Below are 25464 nucleotides of genomic sequence, written 5' to 3' on the forward strand. Positions count from 1 at the left end.
GATGCCGTCTCCGTTCGACCAGTCCACTTATCAGGTGCGCCTCGAGTGGGGTGTCGATGGACTCGACCGCCTCGCACCCGCCGATGTCGTCGTGGTCGTCGACGTGCTCCGTTTCTCATCGACCGTGGCAGACGCCGTCGCATCCGGGTCCGCGGTCTCGCTCGACGACGCACGGGTGTGGTCTCGCAACGGCGCAGCGGTCGCCGCCCGCGCCGGTGAGGCCGTGGTGCTGGTCGGAAGTCTCCGCAACGCCTCGGCGGTGGCGCGAGCGATCGCGACACTGCAGGATCGCAATCAGGCGCGCACCTCGGTGAACGTGATCGCGGCGGGCGAAGCCGACGCCGACGGCGCGGTGCGGTTCGCAGTCGAAGACCACCTGGGGGCCGGAGCGATCGTCGCCGCATTGACCGATCTCGGCATCGACCACACCGCGCCCGATGCGGCCGTGGCGGCCGAGGGGTTCCGAGCGCTGAAGCGGGCGCTGCGCCACATGGTCAGCGCCAGCGGGTCGGCACGCGAGCTCGCCGAGGGGGTCGCAGCGACCGATCGGATGCGGGCATCCGGCGTCGTCCCGACGACGCCGTCGAGCGCCGCCGAGCTCGATGCCCTCGATGTCGTGCCCGTGCTGCGCGACGGCGTCTTCGTCGCGTTCGACTGACCCGTTCGGCCAGGCTCGCAGCGACGGAATCGCCGGAACCCCGCGATGGAGCGTCTCGCCGACGTCGACTCGCAGCGCGGTCGGCAACAGGCCGTGCACTCGGCGCGGGTTTCGGCACTCGCGACGTAGGGTCGTGGCATGAGGTTCGTCCCCGCTTTCATCGTCGATGCCGTCCTGGTGCTCGTCTTCGCCGTGATCGGCCGTGCCTCGCACGGTGAGAGCCCGGGTGGGTTCCTGGTCACCGCCTGGCCTTTCCTCGTCGCGCTGCTGGTGGGTCACGTCGTGGCCGCGCTGCTGCCGGCGAGGCCGCGTCGTCCGTGGTCGCTGGTCTGGGGCGCCGTCGTCTGGGCGGTCACGGTCGCCGGCGGACTCCTGTTGCGGGTCGCAGCGGGGGATACCGCTCAGATCGCGTTCATCATCGTCACGACACTCGTGCTCGGAGTCTTCCTCGTCGGCTGGCGAGCCGTGGCAGCAGTCCTGCGCAGGCGCGCGGGACGTCCGAGCGACAACAGTCCGGTACACGAGGGATCTGCCGACGTGGCAGACGACGAGAGCGCCGACGATGCGGTTCCCGACGAGGAGCGGTCACAGGCGGAGTCGGCTCCTGAGACTGATCCCGAAACGGGCCCGCAACCGCGCTGACCGCGGCGGGCGGGTGCGGGGTCGATTTCGCATCCGTACCGGTCGCGTGCCGAGCGTTCTTGACCTCGCAGCGCGCCGGTGGGCTGTCAGCGCGACATCTGGGCGGCGAGCCTCGTGTCGGCCGTGATCTCGCGACGTGTCCAGTCGAAGAGGTAGCGGGCGTCGTACGAGCGAGAGCATCGCGCGCACGACGTCGCGCGCGACGGGCGCCGGTGACGGTAGGTGACGTGACCGGCGGGGCACCGACCGACCCACGGCGCGAGCTCGACCGCCGTCTCGCCATGATGTGTCGTTCCACCGACATAGCCCAGGTCGCGGGCCACGCGCTTCCAGGTCGCGCCATGGGCAGCCTCGTGACCGGCGAGCGCATGCGCCACCTCGTGCAGCAGCACCTGATGGATCTCGTCGTCCTCGAACCGAGCCGCCAGATATCGGGACACGGTGATGCGCTTCTTCGTGTAGTCGCACTGCCCCGCTCGACGCTTGGCATGGTCGAAGCCGAACGACCAGCTGTCGTCGAGGTGCATCGTGATCAGTGCCTCGCCCCAGACGCGCACCCGGTCAAGTTCCGCCATGCGATCAGGCTAGGCCATACCGCCGACATCGCCGCTCAACAGGATGTCAGCCGGCGACGAGCTGCGTCGTACGGCGCCGTTCGGCCGCTTCGATCGCGAGCAGCACCGTCTCGAGCTCCCGGTCCTGGGCTCCCGCTTCACGGCGCAGGAACAGAGACTGCTTGAAGCTCTCGCGGGCAGTCTCGTAGTCACCGGCTTCGTAGGCGTTCTTGCCGTGGTGGTGATGCGCGAACGCCGCGATCGAGACCCAGCGCTGCCCTTCCGCCTCCGCGGCGCACGTGGCGAGCTCCTGTGCGGCGGCGGCGTGTGCGCCGCGGTACTGCAGGATCGTGGCGTGCAGCACTCGGGCACGCAGGACGTCCTTGCGCGTACCTGCCATGCGCGACTGGCGCACGGCTTCGTCGGCGAGGGGGAGCGCTTCGTCGAGACGGTCGAGGACCTTCAGCAGCCAGACCCGCTCCAGCAGAGCCGGAAGGCTCCGCTGACTCTCGATCTCCTCCAGCCGCGCGGCACATTCACCGAGGTCGACCAGCTCGCGAAGGCTCTCCTGGTCGTATCCCTGGATGAAACTCATTGCTCTCCTTCCGCAGCGTCCCCCGTCAAGTGTGCCTCGCGACGGCGCCGTCGTCGGGGCGGCACGCCCCACGGCGCCGCATCCGGATCGTGATCCGCGAGATCAGAACGCTCAGCGAAGGAACAGCGAGGCATCCGGGCGGGGGGAGGCCACGGCATCCGCGTCCGTGACCACGCGTGCGCCCTGCACGAAGGCGGTCGCCTCGGCGCCCTGGGCGATCTTCGCAGGATGGGGTCCGGCGGCCAGTATCCGTGGCAGCCATTCGCTCGGCAGGGGAGCGGCCGAGGCCGCGATCACGAGGTTGCCGAACCTGCGGCCCTTCAGCACCTGCGTATCGGCGAGGACGCCGATCTCGGGCAGCACCTCGGCGATCGTCGCGACCTGACGCCGCGCGAAGGCGAGGCCGGGGCCGTCGGCGACGTTCACGAGCAGCACGCCTCCGGGTGCGAGAAGCTCGGCGAGTTCGCTGTAGAACTCGATGCTGGTGAGGTGGGCGGGCGTCTGGGCACCCGAGTACACGTCGGACACCACCAGATCGCAATTGCCGACGATGGCCGACGGAAGACGGCGGACACCCTCGCGGGCGTCACCGATGCGCACCCTGATCGACGCGCCTCTCGGCAGCGGAAGGTGCTCGCGCACGAGTGCGGCCAGCGGGGCCTCGAGCTCGATCACCTGCTGCCGCGAACCCGGCCGTGTGGCCTCGATGTAGCGGGGGATCGTCAGCGCTCCCGCTCCGAGGTGCACCGCGGTGAGAGGCCCTTCCGCGAGCTGGTCGATCACGGCGCCCATGCGCACGATGTACTCGAAGTGCAGGTGCGTGGGGTCATCGAGGTCGACGTGCGACTGAGGGGTGTCGTCGACGATGAGCTCGAAGCCGGTGGTGAACTCCGACGGCACGATGCGGGCGGTGCCTCCGTGGTCGAGACGGGCCTGCGGGTGCTCGGTGTCCTTCGCTCGCGTCCTGCCCATGCTCCGAGACTACGCGCTCACCGCGCTCTGAGACCTCCGGGCAAGAGCCCCGGAGGCGCCGCGAGCCTGCTCGCCGAGGCCGATGTTACGGCCGGATGACGTTTCCGAGAATAACTTGCAGGGAATTAGTTAGTGATGAATACTTTTTCCTACGTGGTAGGCACCCGATGCCGCCAGGACGTTCAAAGAGGAGATCCCTGATGCACAAGCGCATTCTTCCGGTCGTGGCGCTGGGCGCCGCGGCCACACTGGGCCTGGCGGCCTGTGCCGGTGACGGAGCAGCCACCGGCGGAGCCGTCGACGGAGAGGGCCAGGAGCTCACCGTCTGGATCATGAAGGGCACGAACCCCGACGCGACCGCGTTCTACGACGAGGTGTCGAGCGCCTTCGAAGACGAGACCGGAGCCACGGTCAAGATCGAAGAGATCCAGTGGGCGGATGCTCATGACCGCTTCGTCACGTCGATCGCGGGCGGCACGACGCCCGACATCGCCGAGACGGGCACCACCTGGACGGCGGAGTTCGCGGACGCAGGCGCGCTCGAGCCGCTCGATGAGTACGTCGACGCGGAAGACGGCCTGCGCGACGACCTCGTCGAGGGCCTCGCGGTCGCCGGCACCTATGACGAAGAGCTGTACGGCATGCCGTGGTACGCCGGTGTCCGCTCGATCGTCTACCGCACCGATGTCTTCGAGGAGCTCGGTCTCGAGGCTCCGAAGACGTGGGACGACATCGTCACCGCCGGTGAGGCGATCAAGGCCGCAAAGCCCGACATGCTGCCGTTCCCCGTCGCGGGCGACGCCGAGTTCCAGGTGTACCCCTGGGTCTGGGGCGCGGGCGGCGAGGTCGCCACCCTCGACGGCGAGACCTGGACGAGCGAGCTCGACAGCGACGAGTCGCAGGCCGGCATCGAGTTCTACACCGGACTCGCGACCGAGCACGGCTTCTCCTCCGCCGGTGCCACGACGTGGAAGGAGACCGATCTCCGTGACTCGTTCACTCAGGGGAACGTCGCCATGATGCTCTCGGGATCGTGGACCCCGAAGGCGCTGATCGAGGCGAACCCCGAGCTCGAGGGCAAGATCGGCGCAGCCGTGATCCCCGGTGAGGACGGCGGAATCGCTCCGTCCGTGCTCGGAGGCTCGCACCTGTCGGTCTTCAACACGACGGAGAACGCCGACCTCGCGTGGGAGTTCGTCAAGCTGATGACCACCGGAGAGTTCGCCGAGCAGTGGGCTGACGAGACCGGCTACTTCCCCGGTGTCCAGTCGGCGATGGAAGAGGCTCTCGCCTCGACCGACCCGCTCGTCGCCCCGTTCGCGCAGCAGATGGTCGAGGGCGGCGCATCCGTGCCCGTCACCCCGAACTTCGGAGCCGTCCAGGCGAAGAAGACCACCAACTCGATGATCCAGGCGATCCTCGGCGGGCAGAAGGACGTCGCCACGGCGACGAAGGATGCCGCAGTCGAGATGACCGAGCTGCTCAACAAGTAAGGCTGTATCCCTTCATGTCGATGGTGCAAGCGCCACTGCCGGCCACGAAGGCGGAGTCCACCTCCGCCTCCGTGGCCGGCGGCCAGCCCCGGCGGCGAGGACTCTCGCTGCTCACGGCCCGTCCCTGGCTTCTTCTCGCTCCCGGGCTGGTCATCCTCGCGGTGCTCATGCTCTGGCCGCTCATCCAGGTGTTCATCTTCTCGCTGCAGGACTACGGTCTGCGCGAGATCAACACCGGCGAGAACAACTGGATCGGCGTCGACAACTACGTCGAGGCGCTCACCAACCCGACACTCTGGGCCGTCGTCCTGCCCAACACCGTCGGATTCGCAGCCGTCGCCGTGTTCGTCACCGTGGCGGTCGGCACGCTGGTCGCGCTGCTGCTCGCGAAGCTGGGCACGGTCTGGCGCACCATCGTCTCGAGCTGCATCATGGTCGCGTGGGCCATGCCCGCCGTGACCGGCACCTACGTCTGGACGTTCATCTTCGATGCCGACCGAGGCATCTTCAACACCACCCTGCAGAACCTCGGCCTGATGGACGAGCCGGTCAACTGGTTCACCAACCAGTGGTCGTTCTACGCGATCGTGCTGCTCAACGTCGTGCACCACGGCTTCCCGTTCGTGGCGATCACGGTGCTCGCCGGTCTCCTCGGCGTCTCGAAGGAGATGCTCGAGGCCGCAGCACTCGACGGGGCCAACGCCTGGATGCGCTTCTGGAAGATCATCTTCCCGACGCTCAAGCCCGTCTTCTCGGTCGTCATCATCCTGTCGACGATCTGGGACTTCAAGGTCTTCGCGCAGGTCTATCTGATGCCCGGCGGTGGGGGAGGCAACCGATCGGTGCTCAACCTCGGCGTCTGGTCGTATGTCGAATCCTTCGGCCAGAACCGCTACGGCTTCGGAGCCGCCCTCGCCGTGCTGCTCACCCTCGTGCTGATCGGCATCACGATCGTGTACATCCGTTCCCTCATGAAGGAGGACGAGCTGTGAATCCCCGCCCGTCCGCCATGTCGCGCCTCGGCACCGGCATCGCGATCGCCGCCGTCCTGATCTTCACGCTGTTCCCCGTGTACTGGATGGTCTCCAGCGCCCTCGACGGCAAGGCCTCCAGCGGTGGGCAGTCGTTGCTCCCGCAGGAGTTCACGTTCGACAACTTCGCGTACGTGCTCACCGACGGCGGCTTCGGCACCTATCTGCGCAACTCCGCGATCGTGGCCCTCGTCACGGTGCTCGTCAGTGCGCTCGTATGCCTGCTCGCGGCGGTCGCCGTCGCGCGCTTCCGCTTCAAGTTCCGCACCACCATCCTCATGATGATCCTCATCGTGCAGATGGTTCCGCTCGAGGCCCTCGTCATCCCGCTGTTCCTGCAGGTGAAGAGTCTGGGGCTGCTCAACAGCATCCTCGGTCTGATGGTCGTGTACGTCGCGCTCTCACTCGCCTTCGGAATCTGGATGCTGCGCGGATTCGTCGCCGCGGTTCCGGTCGAGCTCGAAGAGGCCGCGTACATCGACGGCGCCAGCTGGTGGCGGATGTTCCGCTCGATCCTGCTGCCGCTCGTGATGCCCGGCCTCGTGGCCACGAGCATCTTCAGCTTCATCACGGCGTGGAACGAGTTCATCTTCGCCATGACGATCCTCGGCAGCGCGACCGACCAGTACACGGTGTCGATCGGTCTGAAGTCGTTCTTCGGCCTGCACTCCAACGACTGGGGCAGCATCATGGCCGCGTCGACGATCATCACCATCCCCGTCATGATCTTCTTCGTGATCGTGCAGCGTCGCCTCTCGGCCGGCATGGTCGCCGGAGCGGTGAAGGGATGACCGACGAGCTCAGGCGCCTCGCGAATGCGGTGCTCTGGCCGGGCTTCCTCGGCACCGAGGCACCCGACTGGCTTCTCGCCGAGCTGCACGACGGCCTGGCGGGCGTGGTGTACTTCAGCCAGAACGTCGGCGACGGGCTGTCTGCCCTGAGCGACGAGATCCTTCGCGCGAATCCCGACGCCCTGATCGGGATCGACGAGGAGGGCGGCAACGTCACGCGCCTCGAGTCCACGGCGGGGTCCACTCTCCCAGGGGCGGCCCAGCTCGGGATCGTCGACGATGTCGAGGCGACGAGGGATTCCGGTGCCGAGCTTGCTCGACGAGTCGCGGCGATCGGAGCCAACGTGGTGCTCGGGCCCGTCGCCGATGTGAACACGGATCCGCGAAACCCCGTGATCGGCGTCCGGTCCTTCGGCAGCGACGAAGAACTCGTGGCCCGACACGTGCAGGCGGCGGTCGACGGTCTGCAGAGCAATGCGGTCGCTGCGTGCGTCAAGCACTTCCCCGGACACGGCGACACGCATCTGGATTCGCACCACGCGCTGCCCGAGATCTCGCTCGGCATCGAGGAGTTCGAGCGCGTGCACCTCGCGCCGTTCCGTGCTGCGATCGCCGCGGGGGTCGATGCCATCATGACCGCGCACATCGTCGTTCCCGCATGGGGGCACGAGCCGGCGACGCTGAATCCGCGCGTGCTCGGGATGCTGCGCGACTGGGGCTTCGACGGTGTCATCATCACGGACGCCCTCGACATGGCGGCCATCCGCGAGACCGTCGGCATCGGCCAGGGCGCCGCACGTGCCCTCGCGGCCGGCGCCGATCTGCTGTGCATCGGCAACCCCACGAACCGGGGCGAAGCGACAGTCCCCGATCAGGACAGACGAGACTTCCTCGCCGCCCGCGACGGGATCCTCGCGGCCGTGAGCGACGGCTCGCTGCCGAGAGAACGACTCGCCGCTGCAGCCCAGCGGGTCACACGTCTGGTGGAGACCCTCCACGCCCGTGCCGCGACCGCGCCTCCCATCGACTACGACGGACCCGAGATCGTCCGACGAGCGATCACCGGTGCGACAGCGGATGCCGAGGCGCTCGCGGTCGTCGACGCCCGCCGTCGTTCGACTCTCGCCGTCGACAGCGCCTCCGCGTATGTGGCTGAGACGCTCGCCGCCGACGGCCACCGCGTTCGTCTCGACGTCGCGCGCACGTCGATCGACGAGCAGGACGCGGTCCTCGAGCAAGCAGTTCTGGCCGAGGGCTTGACTGTCATCCTCCTGGATCGGCCTGACGCCGACGACGCGCAGCGCTCGCTGGTCGAGCGCGTCGCTGTGCGTGATCCCGAGGCGGTCGTGGTCAACGTCGGGCTCGCGGCTCGGCGACCGCTGCCGCTTGCCGTCGTGGAGGTCGCGTCCGCGAGCAGGATCGGTGCCCAGGCCGCCAGAGATCGACTGACCGGCGGGCCCTCGCGCCGCGCCGATCAGACGCCCGGCAGCGCAGGTGGGGCCGACTGAGGCAGGATGACACCGTGGACGACGATGTTCTCGCGCTGGTGCGCCGATCCGTTCCTCGACTGAGTGCTGCAGAAGCACGGGTCGCGGAGACGATCCTCGGCGACCCCACGCTCGTCGTCGATCTCGCCATCAACGACCTCGCGCAGCTCTGTCACACGTCCCTGTCGACCGTGGCCCGATTCGCGCAGTCGCTCGGTTTCAGCGGATACCGCGAGCTGCGGGTCGCGGTCGCTCGCACGGTCACGCTCGCCCAGGCGCAGCGGGCGCGTTTCGGTCTCGACACCACGGCGATCGACCCTGACGACGAGCCGTCGGCGATCGCCGCGAAGCTCGCTGCTCAGGAGATCGACGCGATCGAGAAGACGGCGCTCGGGCTCGATGCCGACGCACTCGACCGAGTCGCGAGAGCCGTCGTGGCGGCCCGCCACGTCGATCTGTTCGGCCAGGCGGCCTCGTCGTTGACCGCCCAGGACCTTCAGCAGAAGCTCGCGCGCATCGGCTGCTCGGTCGCGCACTCCGCCGATCCGCATCTCGCCCTCACGACGGCGTCGCTGCGCACCTCGGACGACGTCGTCATCGCCTTCTCTCATGGAGGAGAGACTCAGGAGGTCGTCCGCGCCGTCGAGATCGCCCGAGACGCCGGCGCGCTGTCCGTGGCGATCACGAGCGCCCCCGACTCGACGCTCGCGCTCGCGGCCGATATCGCGCTGATCACACATGCGCAGGAGTCGCCGTTCCGCATGGCGGCGATGTCGAGCCGCATCGCGCAGCTGGCACTGGTCGACATCCTCTTCGTGCGCGTCGTGCAGCACCGGGGCGAACCCGTGGTCATCCCGCTGCAGCTCACGCACGACGCTGCGGCGTCCCGCCGCCATCGCTAGAAGCTGCCGCCGAGGCGCTCGTGCGATCGTCAGCGGGTGACTGCGATGTCAGGGGGAGCGGCGCCAGCGGCGATCAGTCGATGTGATCGCGGGTGCTGGCCAGCGCTCTCGTTGCGATCCTGTGCGCGCGGGCGAGGCTGCCCGTGAGGGAGAGCCCGGTCAGCACGCCGGCGAGGAACCCCGCGGCGAACGCGTCTCCCGCGCCGATGGATTCCACGACGGGGACGTCGAGCGACCTGCTGTCGGTGCGCTCCGCTCCGTCGAACGCCACGGCGCCGTCGGGGCTCGTGGCGATCAGATACCTCGGCTCGGGGAACAGCTCGCGCAGACGATCCGGCTCGGCGGTGCCGAACACCGACTCCGCGTCGGGTCGAGTGCAGAACGCGATGTCGGCGCGACGGACGTAGTCCGAGATCAGTGCGCGCCCCTCATCTTCGCGTCCGCGCCAGAGTGCGGGGCGCCAGTTCACGTCGAAGCTGAGCAGTCGACCGTCGCGGGGCGCATCGAACAGGGCATCCTGCGCTGCGCGAGCGGAATCCGAGAGGGCGGGCGTGATTCCCGAGGTGTGCACCAGAGCTGCCTGAGCCAGAAGAGCGGATGCTGCGGGAGACTCGAAGGTCGCGGGCGACAGTGCCGCGGCCGCCGAACCCGAGCGGTAGTAGTGCATCGTCCCGTCGATGGAGCCGTCCGGGCGAGGTGACAGCTCTTTGACGTAGAGACCGGTGGGGGCCTCTACGTCGACGTCCACGGCCGAATCGTCGACCTCGTGCCTGCGCAGCTCGGACGTGAGGAACCGCCCGAAGCCGTCGTCACCCACGCGAGAGACGACAGCGGTGCGGATGCCCGCCGATGCCAGCGCGATCGCGGTGTTCCACTCCGCACCGGCGAGGGACCGATGGAAGGTGCGCACGTCTTCGAGGGGCGCGGCGGTGGCGGGGACGAAAGAGACGAGACCCTCGCCGACGCAGACGGCGAGGGGATATGTGTCGGGCACGTTCTGGAGGCTACCGGATCGACCCCGGCACCGGACATCCGTAACAGGAATGCAACCTGGAGGTGTTTGCATCGGTATGCGCACTGGGTAGCGTCGAGTCATCACCGTTCCGGATTCGACGATGTCTCCGGGATGCGCACAGCAGCGCTCGACAGGAAGGTCACACAATGCACCACACAGTCATGCGTCGGCGAGGACTCCTCGCCGTCACCGGAGCCGCACTCGCGGCACTGGTCCTCTCCGGATGCGTCGCCAGCGAGCGCGGCGACGACAGCGGAGAGGCTGCCGGAGATGTCGACGGCACTTTCGTGTTCGCCGCATCCTCCGACCCGGCCAGCCTCGACCCGGCATTCGCCCAGGACGGCGAGAGCTTCCGTGTCTCGCGGCAGATGTTCGAGGGCCTCGTGGGCACCGAGCCGGGCACGGCCGACCCGGCGCCGCTGCTCGCCGAGTCGTGGGAGTCGTCCGAAGACGGCATGAGTCACACCTTCACCCTGAAGGAAGACGTCACGTTCCACGACGGCACCCCGTTCAACGCCGAGGCAGTGTGCGCGAACTTCGACCGCTGGTACAACTGGACCGGCCTCGCCGCATCAGAGGCGTTCGGCTACTACTACAACAAGCTCTTCAAGGGCTACGCCGACAGCCCGTCGGACGCCGTCTACAAGTCCTGCACCCCTGACGGCGACTACTCCGTCACCATCGACCTGAACAAGCCGTTCGCCGGCTTCGTCGCGTCGCTGTCGCTGCCGTCGTTCTCGATGCAGAGCCCTTCGGCGCTGCAGGAGTTCGGCGCCGACGACGTGAGCGGCTCCGCCGAGGCTCCTGTGCTTTCGGAGTACGCGATGGGTCACCCCGTCGGCACCGGCCCCTTCCAGTTCGACGAGTGGGCACCGGGCGAGCAGGTCACGCTCAAGGCGTACGGCGACTACTGGGGCGAGCCCGGCCAGATCGACGAGATCATCTTCCGCACCATCGACGACCCCACGGCTCGTCGTCAGGCGCTCGAGTCCGGTTCGATCGACGGCTACGACCTCGTCGGCCCCGCCGACACTCAGGCGCTCGAGGACGACGGATTCACCATGGTGTCGCGTCCTCCGTTCACGATCCTGTACCTCGCGTTCAACCAGGCGATCCCCGAGCTGCAGGACCCGAAGGTCCGTGAGGCGCTCTCGTACGCGGTCGACAAGGACGCGCTGATCAGCCAGGTCCTGCCCGAGGGCACCGAGAAGGCGATCGAGTTCGTGCCCGACACCGTCAACGGCTACAACCCCGATGTCACGACGTACGACTACGACCCCGAGAAGGCCAAGTCGCTGCTCGCAGAGGCCGGCTACGACGAGGCCAACCCGCTGAAGCTCACCTTCAACTACCCGGTCAACGTCTCGCGTCCGTACATGCCGGACCCCGAGCAGATCTTCACGGTTCTCTCGTCGCAGCTCGCCGAGGTCGGCGTCGAGACCACCCCGGTCTCGGAGGAGTGGGTCGAGTACCTCGACCGCACGACGGGCACGGCCGACCACGGAATCCACCTGCTCGGCTGGACCGGCGACTACAACGACACCGACAACTTCGTCGGAGTCTTCTTCGGACAGCAGAGCTCTGAGTGGGGCTTCGACAACCCCGAACTGTTCCAGAAGCTGAACGAGGCCCGTGGCGTCTCCAACCTCGAGGACCAGACGGCCCTCTACGAGGAGATCAACGAGATGGTCGCGCAGTTCATCCCCGGCGTCCCGCTCGCGCACCCGGCGCCGACTCTGGCGTTCGACCCGCGCGTCGAGAGCTACCCCGCCAGCCCGGTGAACGACGAGGTCTTCACGGACATCGTCCTCACCGAGTAGGTCTGACCGACTGAGATGCCCACCCGGGTCTCCGCGCTCGCCGCGGAGGCCCGGGACCGGCGTACCTTCTGATCAACGGAGACCTCTTGCTGCGCACCATCGGCAGGCGACTGCTTTTCCTCATTCCCACACTGATCGGCCTCAGCATCCTGCTGTTCGCCTGGGTCAGGGCCCTGCCAGGCGGCCCGGCCGTCGCTCTTCTCGGCGAGAAGGCGACTCCGGACGCCATCGCCAGAGTCAACGAACTCTACGGCTTCAACAAGCCGATCATCGAGCAGTACTTCATCTGGATCGGACGCCTGCTGCAGGGCGACTTCGGCACATCGATCCAGACCAACCGGCCCGTGACGGAGGAGTTCTTCCGTCGCTTCCCGGCCACGATCGAGCTGAGCGTCGTCGCGCTCATCTTCGCCATCGGCGTCGGCATCCCGCTCGGGTACTGGGCCGCGCGTCGTCACGGCAAGTTCACCGACCATGCATCGGTGGTTCTGAGCCTCATCGGCATCACCATCCCGGTGTTCTTCCTGGCCTTCATCCTGAAATACGTGTTCGCGGTGCAGCTCGGGTGGCTGCCGTCGGACGGGCGTCAGGATCCGCGGATAGATGCCACCCACCCGACGGGGTTCTACGTCTGGGACGGCATCATCACCGGGGAGTTCGACGCCTCGTGGGATGCGCTCGTGCACCTGGTGCTCCCGGCACTCGCGCTCGGAACGATCCCGCTCGCGATCATCGTCCGCATCACCAGGGCGAGCGTTCTGGAGGTTCAGAACGCCGACTATGTGCGCACCGGTCGGGCGAAGGGCGTCGGGTCGTCGACGCTGCGCAGTCGCTTCATCCTGCGCAACGCGATGCTGCCGGTGATCACGACCATCGGCCTGCAGACCGGGCTCCTGATCTCGGGGGCGGTGCTCACCGAGACGGTGTTCGCTTTCCCCGGCATCGGCTCCTTCCTCGCGAGGGCGATCTTCACTCGGGACTTCCCGGTGCTCCAGGGATTCATCATCTTCATCGCGATCGCCTACGCGCTGATCAACCTGGCGGTCGACGTGTCATACAGCTTCATCGATCCGAGAGTGCGGGTGCAGTGATGGCCCGTCTCGTTCTCCGAAAGGGGGTGGCGTCATGACCATCTCGCTCCCACCCGCACAAGGCCCCTCGGCAGCGAGCGGCTCGGTCGTCGACACCGTCGCCGTCAATCAGGCCGGCCTCAAGGAGGGGCCGGGCGGGTTCTGGCGCGACGTGTTCCGCCGCCTCCGTCGCAACCCCACCGCCTGGATCGGCGCCGGCATCGTCCTGGTGTTCATCCTGGTGTCCGTGCTCGCTCCGATTCTCGCGCCGTACCCCGAGACCGCGCTCCCCGGAGCGAAGTACATCACTCCGACGAACATTCCAGGACCAGGGGAGCTGCCCGAGTTCCCTCTCGGCCTCGACCGCTTCGGCGGCGACGTGCTCTCCAAGCTCATCTGGGGTGCGCAGGCATCGCTGCTGATCGGTGTCATCTCCACCGCACTGGGTCTGGTCGGCGGAATGATCCTCGGGCTTCTCGCCGGCACCTTCGGCGGATGGGTCGATACGCTCATCATGCGCATCGTCGACATCATCCTCTCGGTGCCGAACCTGCTGCTTGCCGTCTCGATCGCCGCGATCCTGGGCCAGACGCCCTTCGCGGTGATGATCGCGATCGGTGCATCGCAGGTTCCGATCTTCGCGCGCCTGCTGCGCGCGTCGATGCTGCAGCAGCGATCGAGCGACTATGTGCTCTCGGCCCAGACACTGGGTCTCGGCCGTGGGCAGATCACGATGTCGCACGTGCTGCCCAACGCGATCGGCCCGGTCATCGTGCAGGGCACGCTCACGCTCGCGACGGCTGTCATCGATGCGGCTGCACTGTCGTTCCTCGGTCTCGGCGGCGGTCGCCCCGAGACGGCCGAGTGGGGGCGCATGCTCACCTACGCGCAGGCAGAGCTCGCCATCGCGCCATGGCTGGCATTCCTACCTGGTATCTGCATCGCGGTCACCGCACTCGGCTTCACCCTGTTCGGTGAAGCTCTGCGCGAGGCCATGGACCCGAGGACGAGAGCACGATGAACGCTGCGAAAGAGAACCGGGCGCCGGACGCGCCCCTGCTGTCGGTCGAGGGCCTCGCCGTCGACTTCGCCACCATGGACGGCGTCGTGCACGCCGTCGAGGGCGTCGACCTCGAGATCGCCCCTGGCGAGACCGTCGCGATCGTGGGGGAGTCGGGGTCGGGCAAGTCGACGACCGCGATGGCCATCATCGGACTGCTCGCCGGGGGCGGTCGCGTCGCCGCGGGCAGCATCCGTCTCGACGGCCGTGACATCACGCGTGCCTCCGAGAACGAACTGCGCACGATCAGAGGGCGTGACATCGGCCTCGTTCCGCAGGACCCGATGTCCAACCTGAATCCGGTCGCCAAGATCGGCACCCAGGTCGCCGAGACTCTCCTCGCGCACGGTCTCGCCACTCGGCAGAACGTGAAGGAGAAGGTCGTCGAGGCGCTCACGGCCGCAGGCCTGCCCGACCCCGAACGCCGCGCGAAGCAGTATCCGCACGAGTTCTCGGGCGGCATGCGGCAGCGGGCGCTGATCGCGATCGGTCTGGCGTGCAAGCCTCGTCTGCTGATCGCGGACGAGCCGACCAGCGCGCTCGACGTCACCGTGCAGCACACGATCCTCGACCAGATCGGTCAGATGACGCGCGAGCTCGGCACCGCGGTGCTGCTCATCACGCACGACCTGGGTCTCGCCGCCGAGCGGGCCGAGCGCGTCGTCGTGATGCACCGAGGCAAGGTCGTCGAGCAGGGGCCTGCGAAGCAGATCCTCGAGGCGCCGCAGCATCCGTACACCCAGTCGCTGGTGGCAGCGGCCCCCTCGGTCGCGGCGGCACGCCTGCGGCCGGAGGCGTTCCGCGTCGAGCAACGGCCCGCCGACGAGGCGGATGCTCCGGCGACGGCGGATGCTGTCACCCCCGGGGTGTCGGCGGCCGACAACATCGTCGAGTTCGAGCATCTCACCAAGGTGTATCCGGTTCGAGGGCAGAAGGAGGACTTCGTCGCCGTCAACGATGTCTCCCTCGCGATCCCTCGGGGCGAGACTGTCGCGATCGTGGGCGAGTCCGGGTCGGGCAAGACCACCACGGCGCGGATGCTGCTGAAGATCATCGAGCCGACGAGCGGCCTCATCCGATACGGCGGGAAGGACATCGCCTCCCTCGACCGCGCGGAGACGAAGGACTTCCGTCAGCGGGTGCAGCCGATCTTCCAGGATCCGTACTCGAGCCTGAATCCGATGTTCACGATCGAGCGCCTGATCTCCGAGCCGCTCGACTTCTACAAGCGGGGGAGTGGTGCAGACCGGCGCAAGCGCGTCCGCCAGCTGCTCGACGACGTGGCGCTGCCGCAGTCCATGCTGCGGCGGTATCCGTCGGAGCTGTCCGGCGGACAACGGCAGCGCGTCGCGATCGCCCGAGCGCTCGCCCTCTCGCCCGATCTGATCGTGTGCGATGAGCCGGTGTCGGCGCTGGACGTGCTCGTACAGGACCAGATCCTGAAGCTGCTCGGCGACCTGCAGACCGAATACGGGCTCAGCTATCTGTTCATCTCGCACGACCTCGCCGTCGTGCGTCTGATCAGCGACTACGTGTGCGTGATGAAGGACGGAGCGCTCGTCGAGGCGGCTTCGTCGGAGGAGATCTTCACGAACCCTCGCGATCCGTACACGCGGCGTCTGCTGGCGTCGATCCCGGGGAACGAACTCAACATCGCCTCCTGAGGCGATCCGCGGAAGATCCTCTCGGCCTTCTTCGGGTGCCAATACCGCAGCATCCGAAGAAGGTCAAGGATTGAGCTTGCCATGTCGCAAGTTCCTGCGTATAGTTGGTAGTTGCGCTCGCTTCTCCCTGCCCTCATATGGTGGTCGGCATTCCGTTGAGCATCCGGGCGCACACTCACCTGACGACAAAGGAATCGAGAAGCCCTGCGGGGCTCACGGAGGTTATTCCCTTGGCTGCTGCTCGCAACGCATCCACCACCACCACCACTAAGAACGGACGCGGAGCATCCCGTCTTTCGTTCGCCAAGATCTCCGATACGCTGACGGTCCCTGACCTTCTCGCTCTGCAGACCGAATCCTTCGGCTGGCTCGTCGGCAACGACGCCTGGAAGGCTCGTGTCGCAGAGGCCAAGAAGGCCGGCCGCACAGACGTGAACGAGAACAGCGGCCTCGGCGAGATCTTCGAGGAGATCTCCCCGATCGAGGACCTCGGCGAGACGATGCAGCTGTCGTTCACGAACCCGTACCTCGAGCCGGAGAAGTACTCGATCGAGGAGTGCAAGGAGCGTGGCAAGACCTACGCCGCTCCGCTGTACGTCGAGGCCGAGTTCATGAACCACCTCACGGGTGAGATCAAGACCCAGACGGTCTTCATGGGCGACTTCCCGCTGCAGACCGACAAGGGAACGTTCATCATCAACGGCTCCGAGCGCGTCGTCGTCTCGCAGCTCGTGCGTTCGCCCGGTGTCTACTTCGACAAGACCCCCGACAAGACGTCCGACAAGGACATCGTGTCGGCGCGCGTCATCCCGAGCCGTGGTGCATGGCTCGAGTTCGAGATCGACAAGCGCGACCAGGTCGGCGTGCGCGTCGACCGCAAGCGCAAGCAGTCGGTCACCGTGTTCCTCAAGGCGCTGGGCATGACCAGCGAGGAGATCCTCACGGAGTTCGCCGGCTACACCTCGATCGAGGAGACGCTCGCGAAGGACACCATCGTCACGAAGGAAGACGCGCTCCGCGACATCTACCGCAAGCTGCGTCCGGGCGAGCAGGTCGCTGCCGAGGCTGCGCGTGCGCTGCTCGACAACTTCTACTTCAACCCGAAGCGCTACGACCTGGCGAAGGTGGGTCGCTACAAGATCAACCACAAGCTCGGTCTCGACGCCCCGCTGACCGACTCGGTCCTCACGGTTCAGGACATCGTCGCGACGATCAAGTACCTCGTGCGTCTGCACGCAGGCACGGAAGAGACCTTCCCCGGCATCCGCTCGGGCAAGAAGGCCGACATCCGCATCGCGACCGACGACATCGACAACTTCGGCAACCGTCGCATCCGCGCGGTCGGCGAGCTGATCCAGAACCAGGTCCGCACCGGTCTCTCCCGCATGGAGCGCGTCGTCCGCGAGCGCATGACCACGCAGGACATCGAGGCGATCACGCCGCAGACCCTGATCAACGTGCGCCCCGTCGTCGCCGCGATCAAGGAGTTCTTCGGAACCTCGCAGCTCTCGCAGTTCATGGATCAGAACAACCCGCTCGCGGGTCTGACCAACAAGCGCCGTCTCTCGGCTCTCGGCCCCGGTGGTCTGAGCCGTGACCGCGCAGGTGTCGAGGTCCGTGACGTCCACCCGTCGCACTACGGACGCATGTGCCCCATCGAGACCCCTGAAGGCCCGAACATCGGTCTGATCGGTGCTCTCGCGACCTTCGCGCGCATCAACTCGTTCGGCTTCATCGAGACCCCGTACCGCAAGGTCGAGGGTGGCATCGTCACCGAGCACATCGATTACCTGACCGCTTCCGAAGAGGTCGACTTCAACATCGCGCAGGCGAACGCCCCGCTCGACAAGAACGGTCGCTTCCGCGAGAGCCACGTCCTCGCACGTCCCAAGGGCGGTAGCGGTGAGGTGGATCTCTTCCTCCCCGAGGAGATCGGCTACATCGATGTCTCGCCGCGCCAGATGGTGTCGGTCGCGACCTCGCTCGTGCCGTTCCTCGAGCACGACGATGCTCAGCGCGCGCTCATGGGCGCCAACATGCAGCGTCAGGCTGTGCCGCTGCTGCGCAGCGACTCGCCGCTCGTCGGAACCGGTATGGAGGGCTACACCGCCATCGACGCCGGCGACGTGCTCACGGCTGAGAAGCCGGGTGTCGTCACCGAGGTCTCCGCAGACCGCGTCACCGTCATGCTCGACGAGGGTGGAACGCAGGACTACCACCTGCGCAAGTTCGACCGCTCGAACCAGGGCACGTCGTACAACCAGAAGGTCGTCGTCAACGAGGGCGACCGCGTCGAGGTCGGAGAGGTCATCGCTGATGGCCCCGCCACCGAGAACGGCGAGCTGGCACTCGGAAAGAACCTCCTCGTCGCGTTCATGACGTGGGAAGGTTACAACTTCGAGGACGCGATCATCCTCAGCCAGGACCTCGTGAAGGACGACACCCTCTCCTCGATCCACATCGAGGAATACGAGGTCGACGCCCGCGACACGAAGCTCGGCAAGGAGGAGATCACCCGTGATCTCCCCAACGTCAGCCCTGAGCTGCTGAAGGATCTCGACGAGCGCGGCATCATCCGCATCGGTGCCGAGGTCCGCCCCGGCGACATCCTCGTCGGCAAGGTCACGCCGAAGGGCGAGACCGAGCTGTCGGCTGAGGAGCGTCTGCTCCGCGCGATCTTCAACGAGAAGAGCCGCGAGGTCCGTGACACCTCTCTGAAGGTGCCCCACGGTGAGCAGGGCACGATCATCGCCGTCAAGGAGTTCAACGCCGAGGACGGCGACGACGAGCTCGGCTCCGGCGTCAACCGCCGCGTCGTGGTCTACATCGCCCAGAAGCGCAAGATCACCGAGGGTGACAAGCTCGCCGGTCGTCACGGCAACAAGGGTGTCATCGCGAAGATCCTCCCGATCGAGGACATGCCGTTCCTCGCGGACGGAACCCCGGTCGACATCGTGCTGAACCCGCTGGGTATCCCGGGTCGAATGAACTTCGGCCAGGTGCTCGAGACCCACCTCGGGTGGATCGCGAAGCAGGGCTGGAAGGTCGAGGGAACCCCCGAGTGGGCTGCGAAGCTCCCGAAGGATGCCTTCGAGGCCGCCCCCGGCACCAAGGTCGCCACCCCGGTGTTCGACGGTGCGAGCGAGGAGGAGATCGCAGGTCTCCTCGACGCGACCATCCCGACTCGCGACGGTGTCCGCCTGATCGACTCCACCGGAAAGGCCCAGATGTTCGACGGCCGCTCCGGCGAGCCGTTCCCGGCGCCGATCTCGGTGGGCTACATGTACATCCTGAAGCTCCACCACCTGGTCGACGACAAGATCCACGCGCGTTCGACCGGTCCGTACTCGATGATCACCCAGCAGCCGCTCGGTGGTAAGGCGCAGTTCGGTGGCCAGCGATTCGGTGAGATGGAGGTGTGGGCCCTCGAGGCCTACGGTGCCGCATACGCGCTCCAGGAGCTCCTCACGATCAAGTCCGACGACATCCTCGGCCGCGTCAAGGTGTACGAGGCGATCGTCAAGGGCGAGAACATCCAGGAGCCCGGCATCCCCGAGTCCTTCAAGGTGCTCATGAAGGAGATGCAGTCGCTCTGCCTGAACGTCGAGGTCCTCTCGGCAGACGGCACGCTCGTCAACCTGCGTGACACGGACGACGAGGCCTTCCGCGCTGCGGAAGAGCTCGGCATCAACATCTCCAGCCGCTTCGAGGCCGCCTCGATCGACGAGATCTAAGGTTCAGGCCGCCGACTGAGCAGCATGCTCGGTCGGCGGCCCACCTCCCCGATTTCTTCAAAAAGAATTCCTACACAGGAGAATTTGTGCTCGAGTCAAACACTTTCGATGAGCTTCGCATCGGTCTGGCCACCGCGGACCACATCCGCGCCTGGTCCTACGGCGAGGTCAAGAAGCCTGAAACCATCAACTACCGCACCCTGAAGCCGGAGAAGGACGGTCTCTTCGGAGAGCAGATCTTCGGCCCGTCCCGTGACTGGGAGTGCGCCTGCGGAAAGTACAAGCGTGTCCGCTTCAAGGGCATCGTCTGCGAGCGCTGCGGCGTCGAGGTCACCAAGTCCTCGGTCCGTCGTGAGCGCATGGGTCACATCGAGCTCGCCGCACCCGTCACCCACATCTGGTACTTCAAGGGTGTTCCGTCGCGTCTGGGCTACCTGCTCGACATGGCGCCGAAGGACCTCGAGAAGGTCATCTACTTCGCCGCCTACATGGTCATCTCGGTCGACGAGGATGCTCGTCACCGCGACCTGGGCACGCAGGAGAACAACATCCGTCTCGAGCTGAAGACGCTCGGAGACCGTCGCGACGCGAAGATCGCCGAGCGCCTGGCACGCCTGGAGGAGGAGCTCGCTTCCCTCGAGGCCGAGGGCGCCAAGGCCGACGCGAAGAAGAAGGTCAAGGACGCCGCCGAGAAGGAGATGTCGCTCATCCGCAAGGGTGCCGACGAGGCGATCGCCAAGCTCGAGCGCGTGTGGGAAGACTTCCGCACCCTCGAGGTCGGCGCACTGCGTCCGGAAGACGACGTCTTCCACGAGCTCCAGGACCGCTTCGGTCAGTACTTCGAGGCCTACATGGGTGCCGAGTCGATCCAGCGTCGCCTCGCGGCGTTCGACCTGGCAGCAGAGGCCGAGAGCCTGCACCTGCAGATTTCCGAGGGCAAGGGTCAGCGCAAGATCCGCGCGATCAAGCGTCTGAAGGTCGTCAACTCGTTCCTGGAGACCGGCATGAGCCCGGCCGCCATGGTTCTCGACGTCGTCCCGGTGATCCCGCCGGAGCTGCGCCCGATGGTGCAGCTCGACGGTGGCCGCTTCGCGACCTCCGACCTCAACGACCTCTACCGTCGTGTGATCAACCGCAACAACCGTCTTCGTCGCCTGATCGACCTCGGTGCCCCCGAGATCATCGTCAACAACGAGAAGCGGATGCTGCAGGAGGCCGTCGACGCACTGTTCGACAACGGTCGCCGTGGTCGTCCCGTCACCGGTACCGGCAACCGCGCCCTGAAGTCCCTCAGCGACATGCTGAAGGGCAAGCAGGGTCGCTTCCGTCAGAACCTGCTCGGAAAGCGTGTCGACTACTCCGGCCGTTCGGTCATCATCGTCGGACCGCAGCTGAAGCTGCACCAGTGCGGTCTGCCCAAGCAGATGGCTCTGGAGCTCTTCAAGCCGTTCGTGATCAAGCGCCTGATCGACCTCGGTCACTCGCAGAACATCAAGGCAGCCAAGCGCGCTGTCGAGCGCACCCGTCCCGAGGTCTGGGACGTGCTCGAGGAGATCATCCGCGAGCGTCCCGTGCTGCTCAACCGTGCACCCACCCTGCACCGTCTGGGCATCCAGGCCTTCGAGCCTCAGCTCGTCGAGGGCAAGGCCATCCAGCTGCACCCGCTCGTCTGCGCGGCGTTCAACGCCGACTTCGACGGTGACCAGATGGCTGTCCACCTGCCGCTGTCGGTCGAGGCTCAGGCCGAGGCCCGCGTGCTGATGCTCGCGTCGAACAACATCCTGAAGCCGTCCGACGGCCGCCCGGTGACCCTGCCTTCGCAGGACATGATCATCGGTCTGCACCACCTGACCACGGTCAAGGCGGGCGCAGCCGGTGAGGGCCGCGCATTCGGTTCGGTGGGCGAGGCGATCCTGGCCAAGGACGAGGGAACCCTCGACCTGCAGGCCAAGGTCCGCATCCGCATCCCGGGTCTGACGTTCCTCGAGGGCGAAGCTCCCGAGGGCTACGAGCGTCACGGTCTCGTCGACGCATCGCTCGGCCAGGCGATCTTCAACGACACGCTGCCCAAGGGATACCCCTTCGTCCGCGAGCAGGCTGACAAGAACAAGCTGTCGCAGATCGTCAACAAGCTGGCTGAGGAGTACCCCAAGGTCGAGACGGCTGCGTCGCTGGACCGCATCAAGGACGCCGGTTTCTACTGGGCCACGCGCTCGGGTGTGACCGTCGCTCTGAGCGACATCCTGACGCCGCCGAACAAGGCTGAGATCGTCGCCGGCTACGAGAAGCAGGCCGCGAAGGTCCAGTCCCAGTACGAGAAGGGCCTGACGACCGACACCGAGCGTCGCCAGGAGCTCATCAAGATCTGGACCGAGGCCACGGACGAGGTTCAGGCCGCGATGCGGGCGAACTTCCCCGAAGACAACACCATCAACCGCATGGTGTCGTCGGGTGCTCGTGGTAACTGGCTGCAGATCCGGAACATCGCCGGTATGCGTGGTCTCGTCAACAACCCCAAGGGTGAGATCATCCCGCGTCCGATCATCTCCTCGTACCGCGAGGGACTGTCGGTGGCGGAGTACTTCATCGCGACGCACGGTACCCGTAAGGGTCTGGCTGACACCGCTCTGCGTACCGCCGACTCGGGTTACCTGACCCGTCGTCTGGTGGATGTCTCGCAGGACGTCATCATCCGCGAAGAGGACTGTGGCACGTCGAAGGGCCTCGAGCTCCCGATCGCCGCTCCGAACTCGCAGGGCGAGCTGGTGCGCGACGCGAACGTCGAGAACTCGGTGTTCGCTCGTACGCTGGCCTCCGACGTGGTCGACAGCAAGGGCGAGGTTCTCGCTTCTGCCGGTGACGACGTGGGTGACGTGCTCATCGACAAGCTGGTCGCACTGGGGGTCGAGAGCATCAAGGTGCGCTCCGTCCTCACCTGTGACTCGGCTGTCGGTGTCTGCGCACAGTGCTACGGCCGTTCGCTCGCGACGGGTAAGACCGTCGACATCGGAGAGGCCGTCGGCATCATCGCGGCCCAGTCGATCGGTGAGCCCGGTACCCAGCTGACGATGCGTACCTTCCACACCGGTGGTTCGGCTTCGGCCGATGACATCACGCAGGGTCTGCCCCGCGTGCAGGAGCTCTTCGAGGCGCGTACCCCCAAGGCTGCGTCGCCGATCGCAGAGGCCGACGGTCGCATCACGATCGACGAGACGGACAAGGCCAAGAGGCTCATCCTGACGCCCGACAACGGCGACGAGGAAGTGATCTACCCGGTCCTGAAGCGTGCGACGCTTCTGGTCGAGGACGGTCAGCACGTCAGCGTCGGTCAGCCGCTCCTGGTCGGAACGCTCGACCCCAAGGAGGTCATGCGTGTCATGGGTGCCCGCGAGGTGCAGCGTTACCTCGTCGGTGGCGTCCAGGGCGTGTACCGCTCGCAGGGTGTGCCGATCCACGACAAGCACATCGAGGTCATCGTCCGTCAGATGCTCCGCAAGGTCACCGTCGTCGATCACGCCGACACGACCCTGCTTCCGGGTGAGATGGTCGACCTCAAGCGCTACCAGGCGATCAACCGCGAGGCTGTGGCAGAGGGCAAGCGCCCCGCGTCCGGTCGTTCGGAGCTGATGGGTATCACGAAGGCGTCGCTCGCGACGGAGTCGTGGCTGTCGGCCGCCTCCTTCCAGGAGACGACCCGCGTGCTCACCGAGGCTGCGATGCAGGGCAAGCGCGACCCGCTGGTCGGTCTCAAGGAGAACGTCATCATCGGTAAGCTCATCCCCGCCGGAACCGGTCTCTCGAAGTACCGCGACGTCACGGTCGAGGCCACCGAGGAAGCCAAGAGCGAGCGCTACCCGAACCGGATCTTCGCATCCGACGGCGCGTACGCTGACGGCGACTTCGGCTACGTCGACTTCGACGCGTTCTCGACGGACGACATCACGCCGGGTACGTACAATTGACGTACTGAGTGAGTGAGAAGGCCCCGGGCGATTCGCCCGGGGCCTTCTTCGTGCCCGGATGCCGTCGGCACGGCGACCTGTCTTGTGTTTCGCGGGCACAACTTCGGAGTTGGGTGGCGACGCGCCGTCACGGGGGCCGTCAGCCCGGCGTGTCGTGCCCGGCATCCGAAACGGTGCCCGGGTTCGGAGGTGCCGGGCTGTCGGCGGCAGCCAGACGAACCGGTCAGTCGAAGAGATACGCCACGATGCTCGAGGTGTAGCCGTCGGGGGCCAGGTTCGAGTACCGGGTGTCGATGAGGATGTCGTCGCGCCAGAACAGGGTGCGGCCGTCCGTCACGGGGTACTGCTCGTTCGGCCAGGTCTTCTCGCACCGGGTTCCGCCGTCGGGGGTGAAGCAGCTGAACCCCTCGGTCGTGACGAGCGCGTTGAGCATGTCGAGCGCGGGGCCGCGGTTCATGAGAGAGATGGTCGTGACGAGGCTGGTGGTGTCGGCGCGGGGATCGCGCCAGATGCAGGTGAGGATCCCGTCGTCGCCGACGCCGGAGGGGCCGGCGCTCGCATCGTTGAGGGGGATGCCGTCGAGCTGTGCGAGTACGTCGTCCGACAAGATGGCACGGCAGTCCGTCGGCAGCGCGATCGGCGTCGCTGTCGGAGTGGGGGACGCCTTCGGGCCCGCCGACTCATCGGGCGTCGAACTCGACGACGGCTCCCCGGATTCGCTCGGCGCGGCGGATCCCGAGCCGGAGGAACCGCAGCCGGCGAGCACTGCGACGAGCAGGAGAGCCGCAGCTCCGGCGGCGATTCGCGCGTTCATGCGCTCACCGTAGCGCTGAAGGGGTCTGGCGCAGGGAAGCCGCGCGAACCGTCGCAGAAGCCGCTCGCGCGGTAGTGTCGGCAGAATGAGTGATGAATCCTCCCGAGCATCCGGTGCTGTCGTCGTCGGAGATGCGCTGATCGACGAGATCCACGACGGCGGCGGGGTGCGAGAGCTGGTCGGCGGCGCGGCGCTGAACGTCGCCGTAGGCCTTCGCCGGCTGGGTGTGCCGACGACACTGATCGCGATGGTCGGAGAAGACGAAGCGGGTGCGCACATCCGCGAGTACCTCGACGATCACGACGTGCGGCTGATCGCGAGCGAGGCGCCGCTGGGCTCGTCCCGTGCGATCGTCCAGCGCGGGCCGGACGGCGAGCCCGTCTACGTCTTCAATGAGGCGGCGCAGAGGCGCAGCATCCGCTATTCCGATGAGGCAGTCGACGCGATCGCCGATTCGGGTCTCGTGGCCGTCAGCTGCTTCCCCTTCGACGTGCCTGCCGAGGTCGATGCGCTGCTCGAGGCTGTCGGCGATGCTCGTCTCGCCGTAGACCCGAACCCGCGTTCGGGGATGCTGAGTGACCGTGCCGAGTTCGTGCGCGGTTTCGAGCGTGCGGCTGCCGGGGCATCGATCGTCAAGGTCGGCGCCGATGATGCGTCGCTTCTCTATGACGGCGATCTCGACGCCCTCAGGGCACGGTTGCGTGCCCTCGGTGTCAGCGCGGTCCTCGCGACCGCGGGTGCGGATGGCGCGGCGCTCGAGTCGGATGCCGGAATCGTCACGGCGCCGATCTCGACGCTGCCCGGTCGCGTCGTCGACACCGTCGGAGCCGGCGATGCGACCCTCGCCGCTGTGGCCGCGGGATTGGCGCACGGCACGCCCTCCGATGCCGACGGGTGGCGGCAGCTGCTCGTTCGAGCGATGGATGTGGCCGCCGCGACCTGTCGCGCCGAGGGCGGCCTGCTGCGGACTCCGGAGTCACTGGCCGACCCCGACCAGGGCGTCTTCGGGAGCTGACCGCTCGATTTCTCACGCCTGCCCTCGGCAGGTATGATTATCTATCGTGCCCCCGGTTGGCTGTCGAAGTCGGACGGGTGCGCTCTGGCGAGTTACCCAAGCGGCCAAAGGGATCTGACTGTAAATCAGACTGCTCAGCATTCGGGGGTTCGAATCCCTCACTCGCCACCACACGATGAGAAACG

At 66.8% G+C, this 25464-nt stretch carries 19 protein-coding genes and 1 tRNA gene; 15 read left to right on the forward strand and 5 right to left on the reverse strand.

All coding sequences use genetic code 11. The features are described from left to right. The first annotated feature begins 1 nt into the window (after nt 1). On the forward strand, nt 2-658 hold the full coding sequence (locus tag FIV50_RS04020) for a 2-phosphosulfolactate phosphatase (protein WP_140036309.1): 657 nt from the start codon (nt 2-4) through the stop codon (nt 656-658). A 138-nt stretch (nt 659-796) separates the two neighbouring features. Continuing rightward, on the forward strand, nt 797-1300 hold the full coding sequence (locus FIV50_RS04025; RefSeq protein ID WP_140036310.1) for a DUF3054 domain-containing protein: 504 nt from the start codon (nt 797-799) through the stop codon (nt 1298-1300). Nucleotides 1301-1386: 86 nt separating this feature from the next. Here the strand turns inward: FIV50_RS04025 and FIV50_RS04030 are convergent, their stop codons facing one another. The 3 genes from FIV50_RS04030 to FIV50_RS04040 all read right to left on the reverse strand — a co-directional run bounded on the left by FIV50_RS04030 (nt 1387) and on the right by FIV50_RS04040 (nt 3421). Beyond that, nucleotides 1387-1875: a SprT-like domain-containing protein gene (locus FIV50_RS04030; protein ID WP_140036311.1), complete on the reverse strand. Its 489-nt coding sequence runs from the start codon at nt 1873-1875 to the stop codon at nt 1387-1389. Nucleotides 1876-1921: 46 nt separating this feature from the next. After that, complete coding sequence (locus FIV50_RS04035) at nt 1922-2449, reverse strand: hypothetical protein (protein WP_140036312.1); 528 nt, start codon at nt 2447-2449, stop codon at nt 1922-1924. 111 nt (nt 2450-2560) lie between these two features. Next, nucleotides 2561-3421 (reverse strand): spermidine synthase, encoded by an 861-nt coding sequence (locus FIV50_RS04040; RefSeq protein WP_140036313.1) that lies wholly within the window; start codon nt 3419-3421, stop codon nt 2561-2563. Nucleotides 3422-3621: 200 nt separating this feature from the next. On the opposite strand from FIV50_RS04040, the gene FIV50_RS04045 reads away from it, so the two are divergent. Genes FIV50_RS04045 through FIV50_RS04065 form a run of 5 tightly spaced genes read left to right on the forward strand, consistent with a single transcriptional unit; the run spans nt 3622 to nt 9125 of the window. After that, nucleotides 3622-4914, forward strand: a complete 1293-nt coding sequence (locus FIV50_RS04045; protein WP_140036314.1) for a sugar ABC transporter substrate-binding protein — start codon at nt 3622-3624, stop codon at nt 4912-4914. A gap of 14 nt (nt 4915-4928) precedes the next feature. Then, a complete protein-coding gene (locus FIV50_RS04050) occupies nt 4929-5906 on the forward strand; it encodes a carbohydrate ABC transporter permease (protein ID WP_140036315.1) in 978 nt (325 codons plus the stop codon). Continuing rightward, entirely contained in the window at nt 5903-6736 is an 834-nt protein-coding gene (locus FIV50_RS04055; protein ID WP_140036316.1) for a carbohydrate ABC transporter permease, read from the forward strand. Before FIV50_RS04050 ends, FIV50_RS04055 begins: the two co-directional genes overlap by 4 nt. Continuing rightward, a complete protein-coding gene (locus FIV50_RS04060) occupies nt 6733-8244 on the forward strand; it encodes a glycoside hydrolase family 3 protein (RefSeq protein ID WP_140036317.1) in 1512 nt (503 codons plus the stop codon). Before FIV50_RS04055 ends, FIV50_RS04060 begins: the two co-directional genes overlap by 4 nt. A 14-nt stretch (nt 8245-8258) precedes the next feature. Then, entirely contained in the window at nt 8259-9125 is an 867-nt protein-coding gene (locus tag FIV50_RS04065; RefSeq protein ID WP_140036318.1) for a MurR/RpiR family transcriptional regulator, read from the forward strand. 73 nt (nt 9126-9198) lie between these two features. Here the strand turns inward: FIV50_RS04065 and FIV50_RS04070 are convergent, their stop codons facing one another. Beyond that, nucleotides 9199-10119, reverse strand: coding sequence for a sugar kinase (locus FIV50_RS04070; RefSeq protein ID WP_140036319.1), 921 nt, complete (start codon nt 10117-10119; stop codon nt 9199-9201). Between the two features lie 167 nt (nt 10120-10286). Here FIV50_RS04070 and FIV50_RS04075 point away from each other — a divergent pair, with 167 nt between their 5' ends. The 6 genes from FIV50_RS04075 to rpoC all read left to right on the forward strand — a co-directional run bounded on the left by FIV50_RS04075 (nt 10287) and on the right by rpoC (nt 23450). After that, complete coding sequence (locus FIV50_RS04075; RefSeq protein ID WP_140036320.1) at nt 10287-11960, forward strand: ABC transporter substrate-binding protein; 1674 nt, start codon at nt 10287-10289, stop codon at nt 11958-11960. 86 nt (nt 11961-12046) lie between these two features. Beyond that, nucleotides 12047-13051: an ABC transporter permease gene (locus FIV50_RS04080; RefSeq protein WP_140036321.1), complete on the forward strand. Its 1005-nt coding sequence runs from the start codon at nt 12047-12049 to the stop codon at nt 13049-13051. 34 nt (nt 13052-13085) lie between these two features. After that, nucleotides 13086-14051 carry an ABC transporter permease gene (locus tag FIV50_RS04085; protein WP_140036322.1) on the forward strand — a complete coding sequence of 322 codons (966 nt, stop codon included), beginning with the start codon at nt 13086-13088 and terminating at the stop codon, nt 14049-14051. Continuing rightward, a complete protein-coding gene (locus FIV50_RS04090) occupies nt 14048-15754 on the forward strand; it encodes an ABC transporter ATP-binding protein (RefSeq protein WP_140036323.1) in 1707 nt (568 codons plus the stop codon). The genes FIV50_RS04085 and FIV50_RS04090 overlap by 4 nt, the downstream gene beginning before the upstream one ends. Nucleotides 15755-15984: 230 nt before the next feature. Next, complete coding sequence (gene rpoB, locus FIV50_RS04095) at nt 15985-19488, forward strand: DNA-directed RNA polymerase subunit beta (RefSeq protein ID WP_140036324.1); 3504 nt, start codon at nt 15985-15987, stop codon at nt 19486-19488. Nucleotides 19489-19574: 86 nt separating this feature from the next. Further along, nucleotides 19575-23450 (forward strand): DNA-directed RNA polymerase subunit beta', encoded by a 3876-nt coding sequence (gene rpoC, locus FIV50_RS04100; RefSeq protein ID WP_042539086.1) that lies wholly within the window; start codon nt 19575-19577, stop codon nt 23448-23450. A 223-nt stretch (nt 23451-23673) separates the two neighbouring features. Here the strand turns inward: rpoC and FIV50_RS04105 are convergent, their stop codons facing one another. Next, on the reverse strand, nt 23674-24264 hold the full coding sequence (locus FIV50_RS04105; protein ID WP_140036325.1) for a DUF3558 domain-containing protein: 591 nt from the start codon (nt 24262-24264) through the stop codon (nt 23674-23676). A gap of 85 nt (nt 24265-24349) precedes the next feature. Here FIV50_RS04105 and FIV50_RS04110 point away from each other — a divergent pair, with 85 nt between their 5' ends. Next, entirely contained in the window at nt 24350-25279 is a 930-nt protein-coding gene (locus FIV50_RS04110) for a carbohydrate kinase family protein (protein ID WP_140036326.1), read from the forward strand. A gap of 86 nt (nt 25280-25365) precedes the next feature. Continuing rightward, a tRNA-Tyr gene (locus tag FIV50_RS04115) sits at nt 25366-25450 on the forward strand. Nucleotides 25451-25464 lie beyond the last annotated feature (14 nt).

This window comes from Microbacterium foliorum, from assembly GCF_006385575.1.
Lineage (GTDB): Bacteria > Actinomycetota > Actinomycetes > Actinomycetales > Microbacteriaceae > Microbacterium > Microbacterium foliorum_B.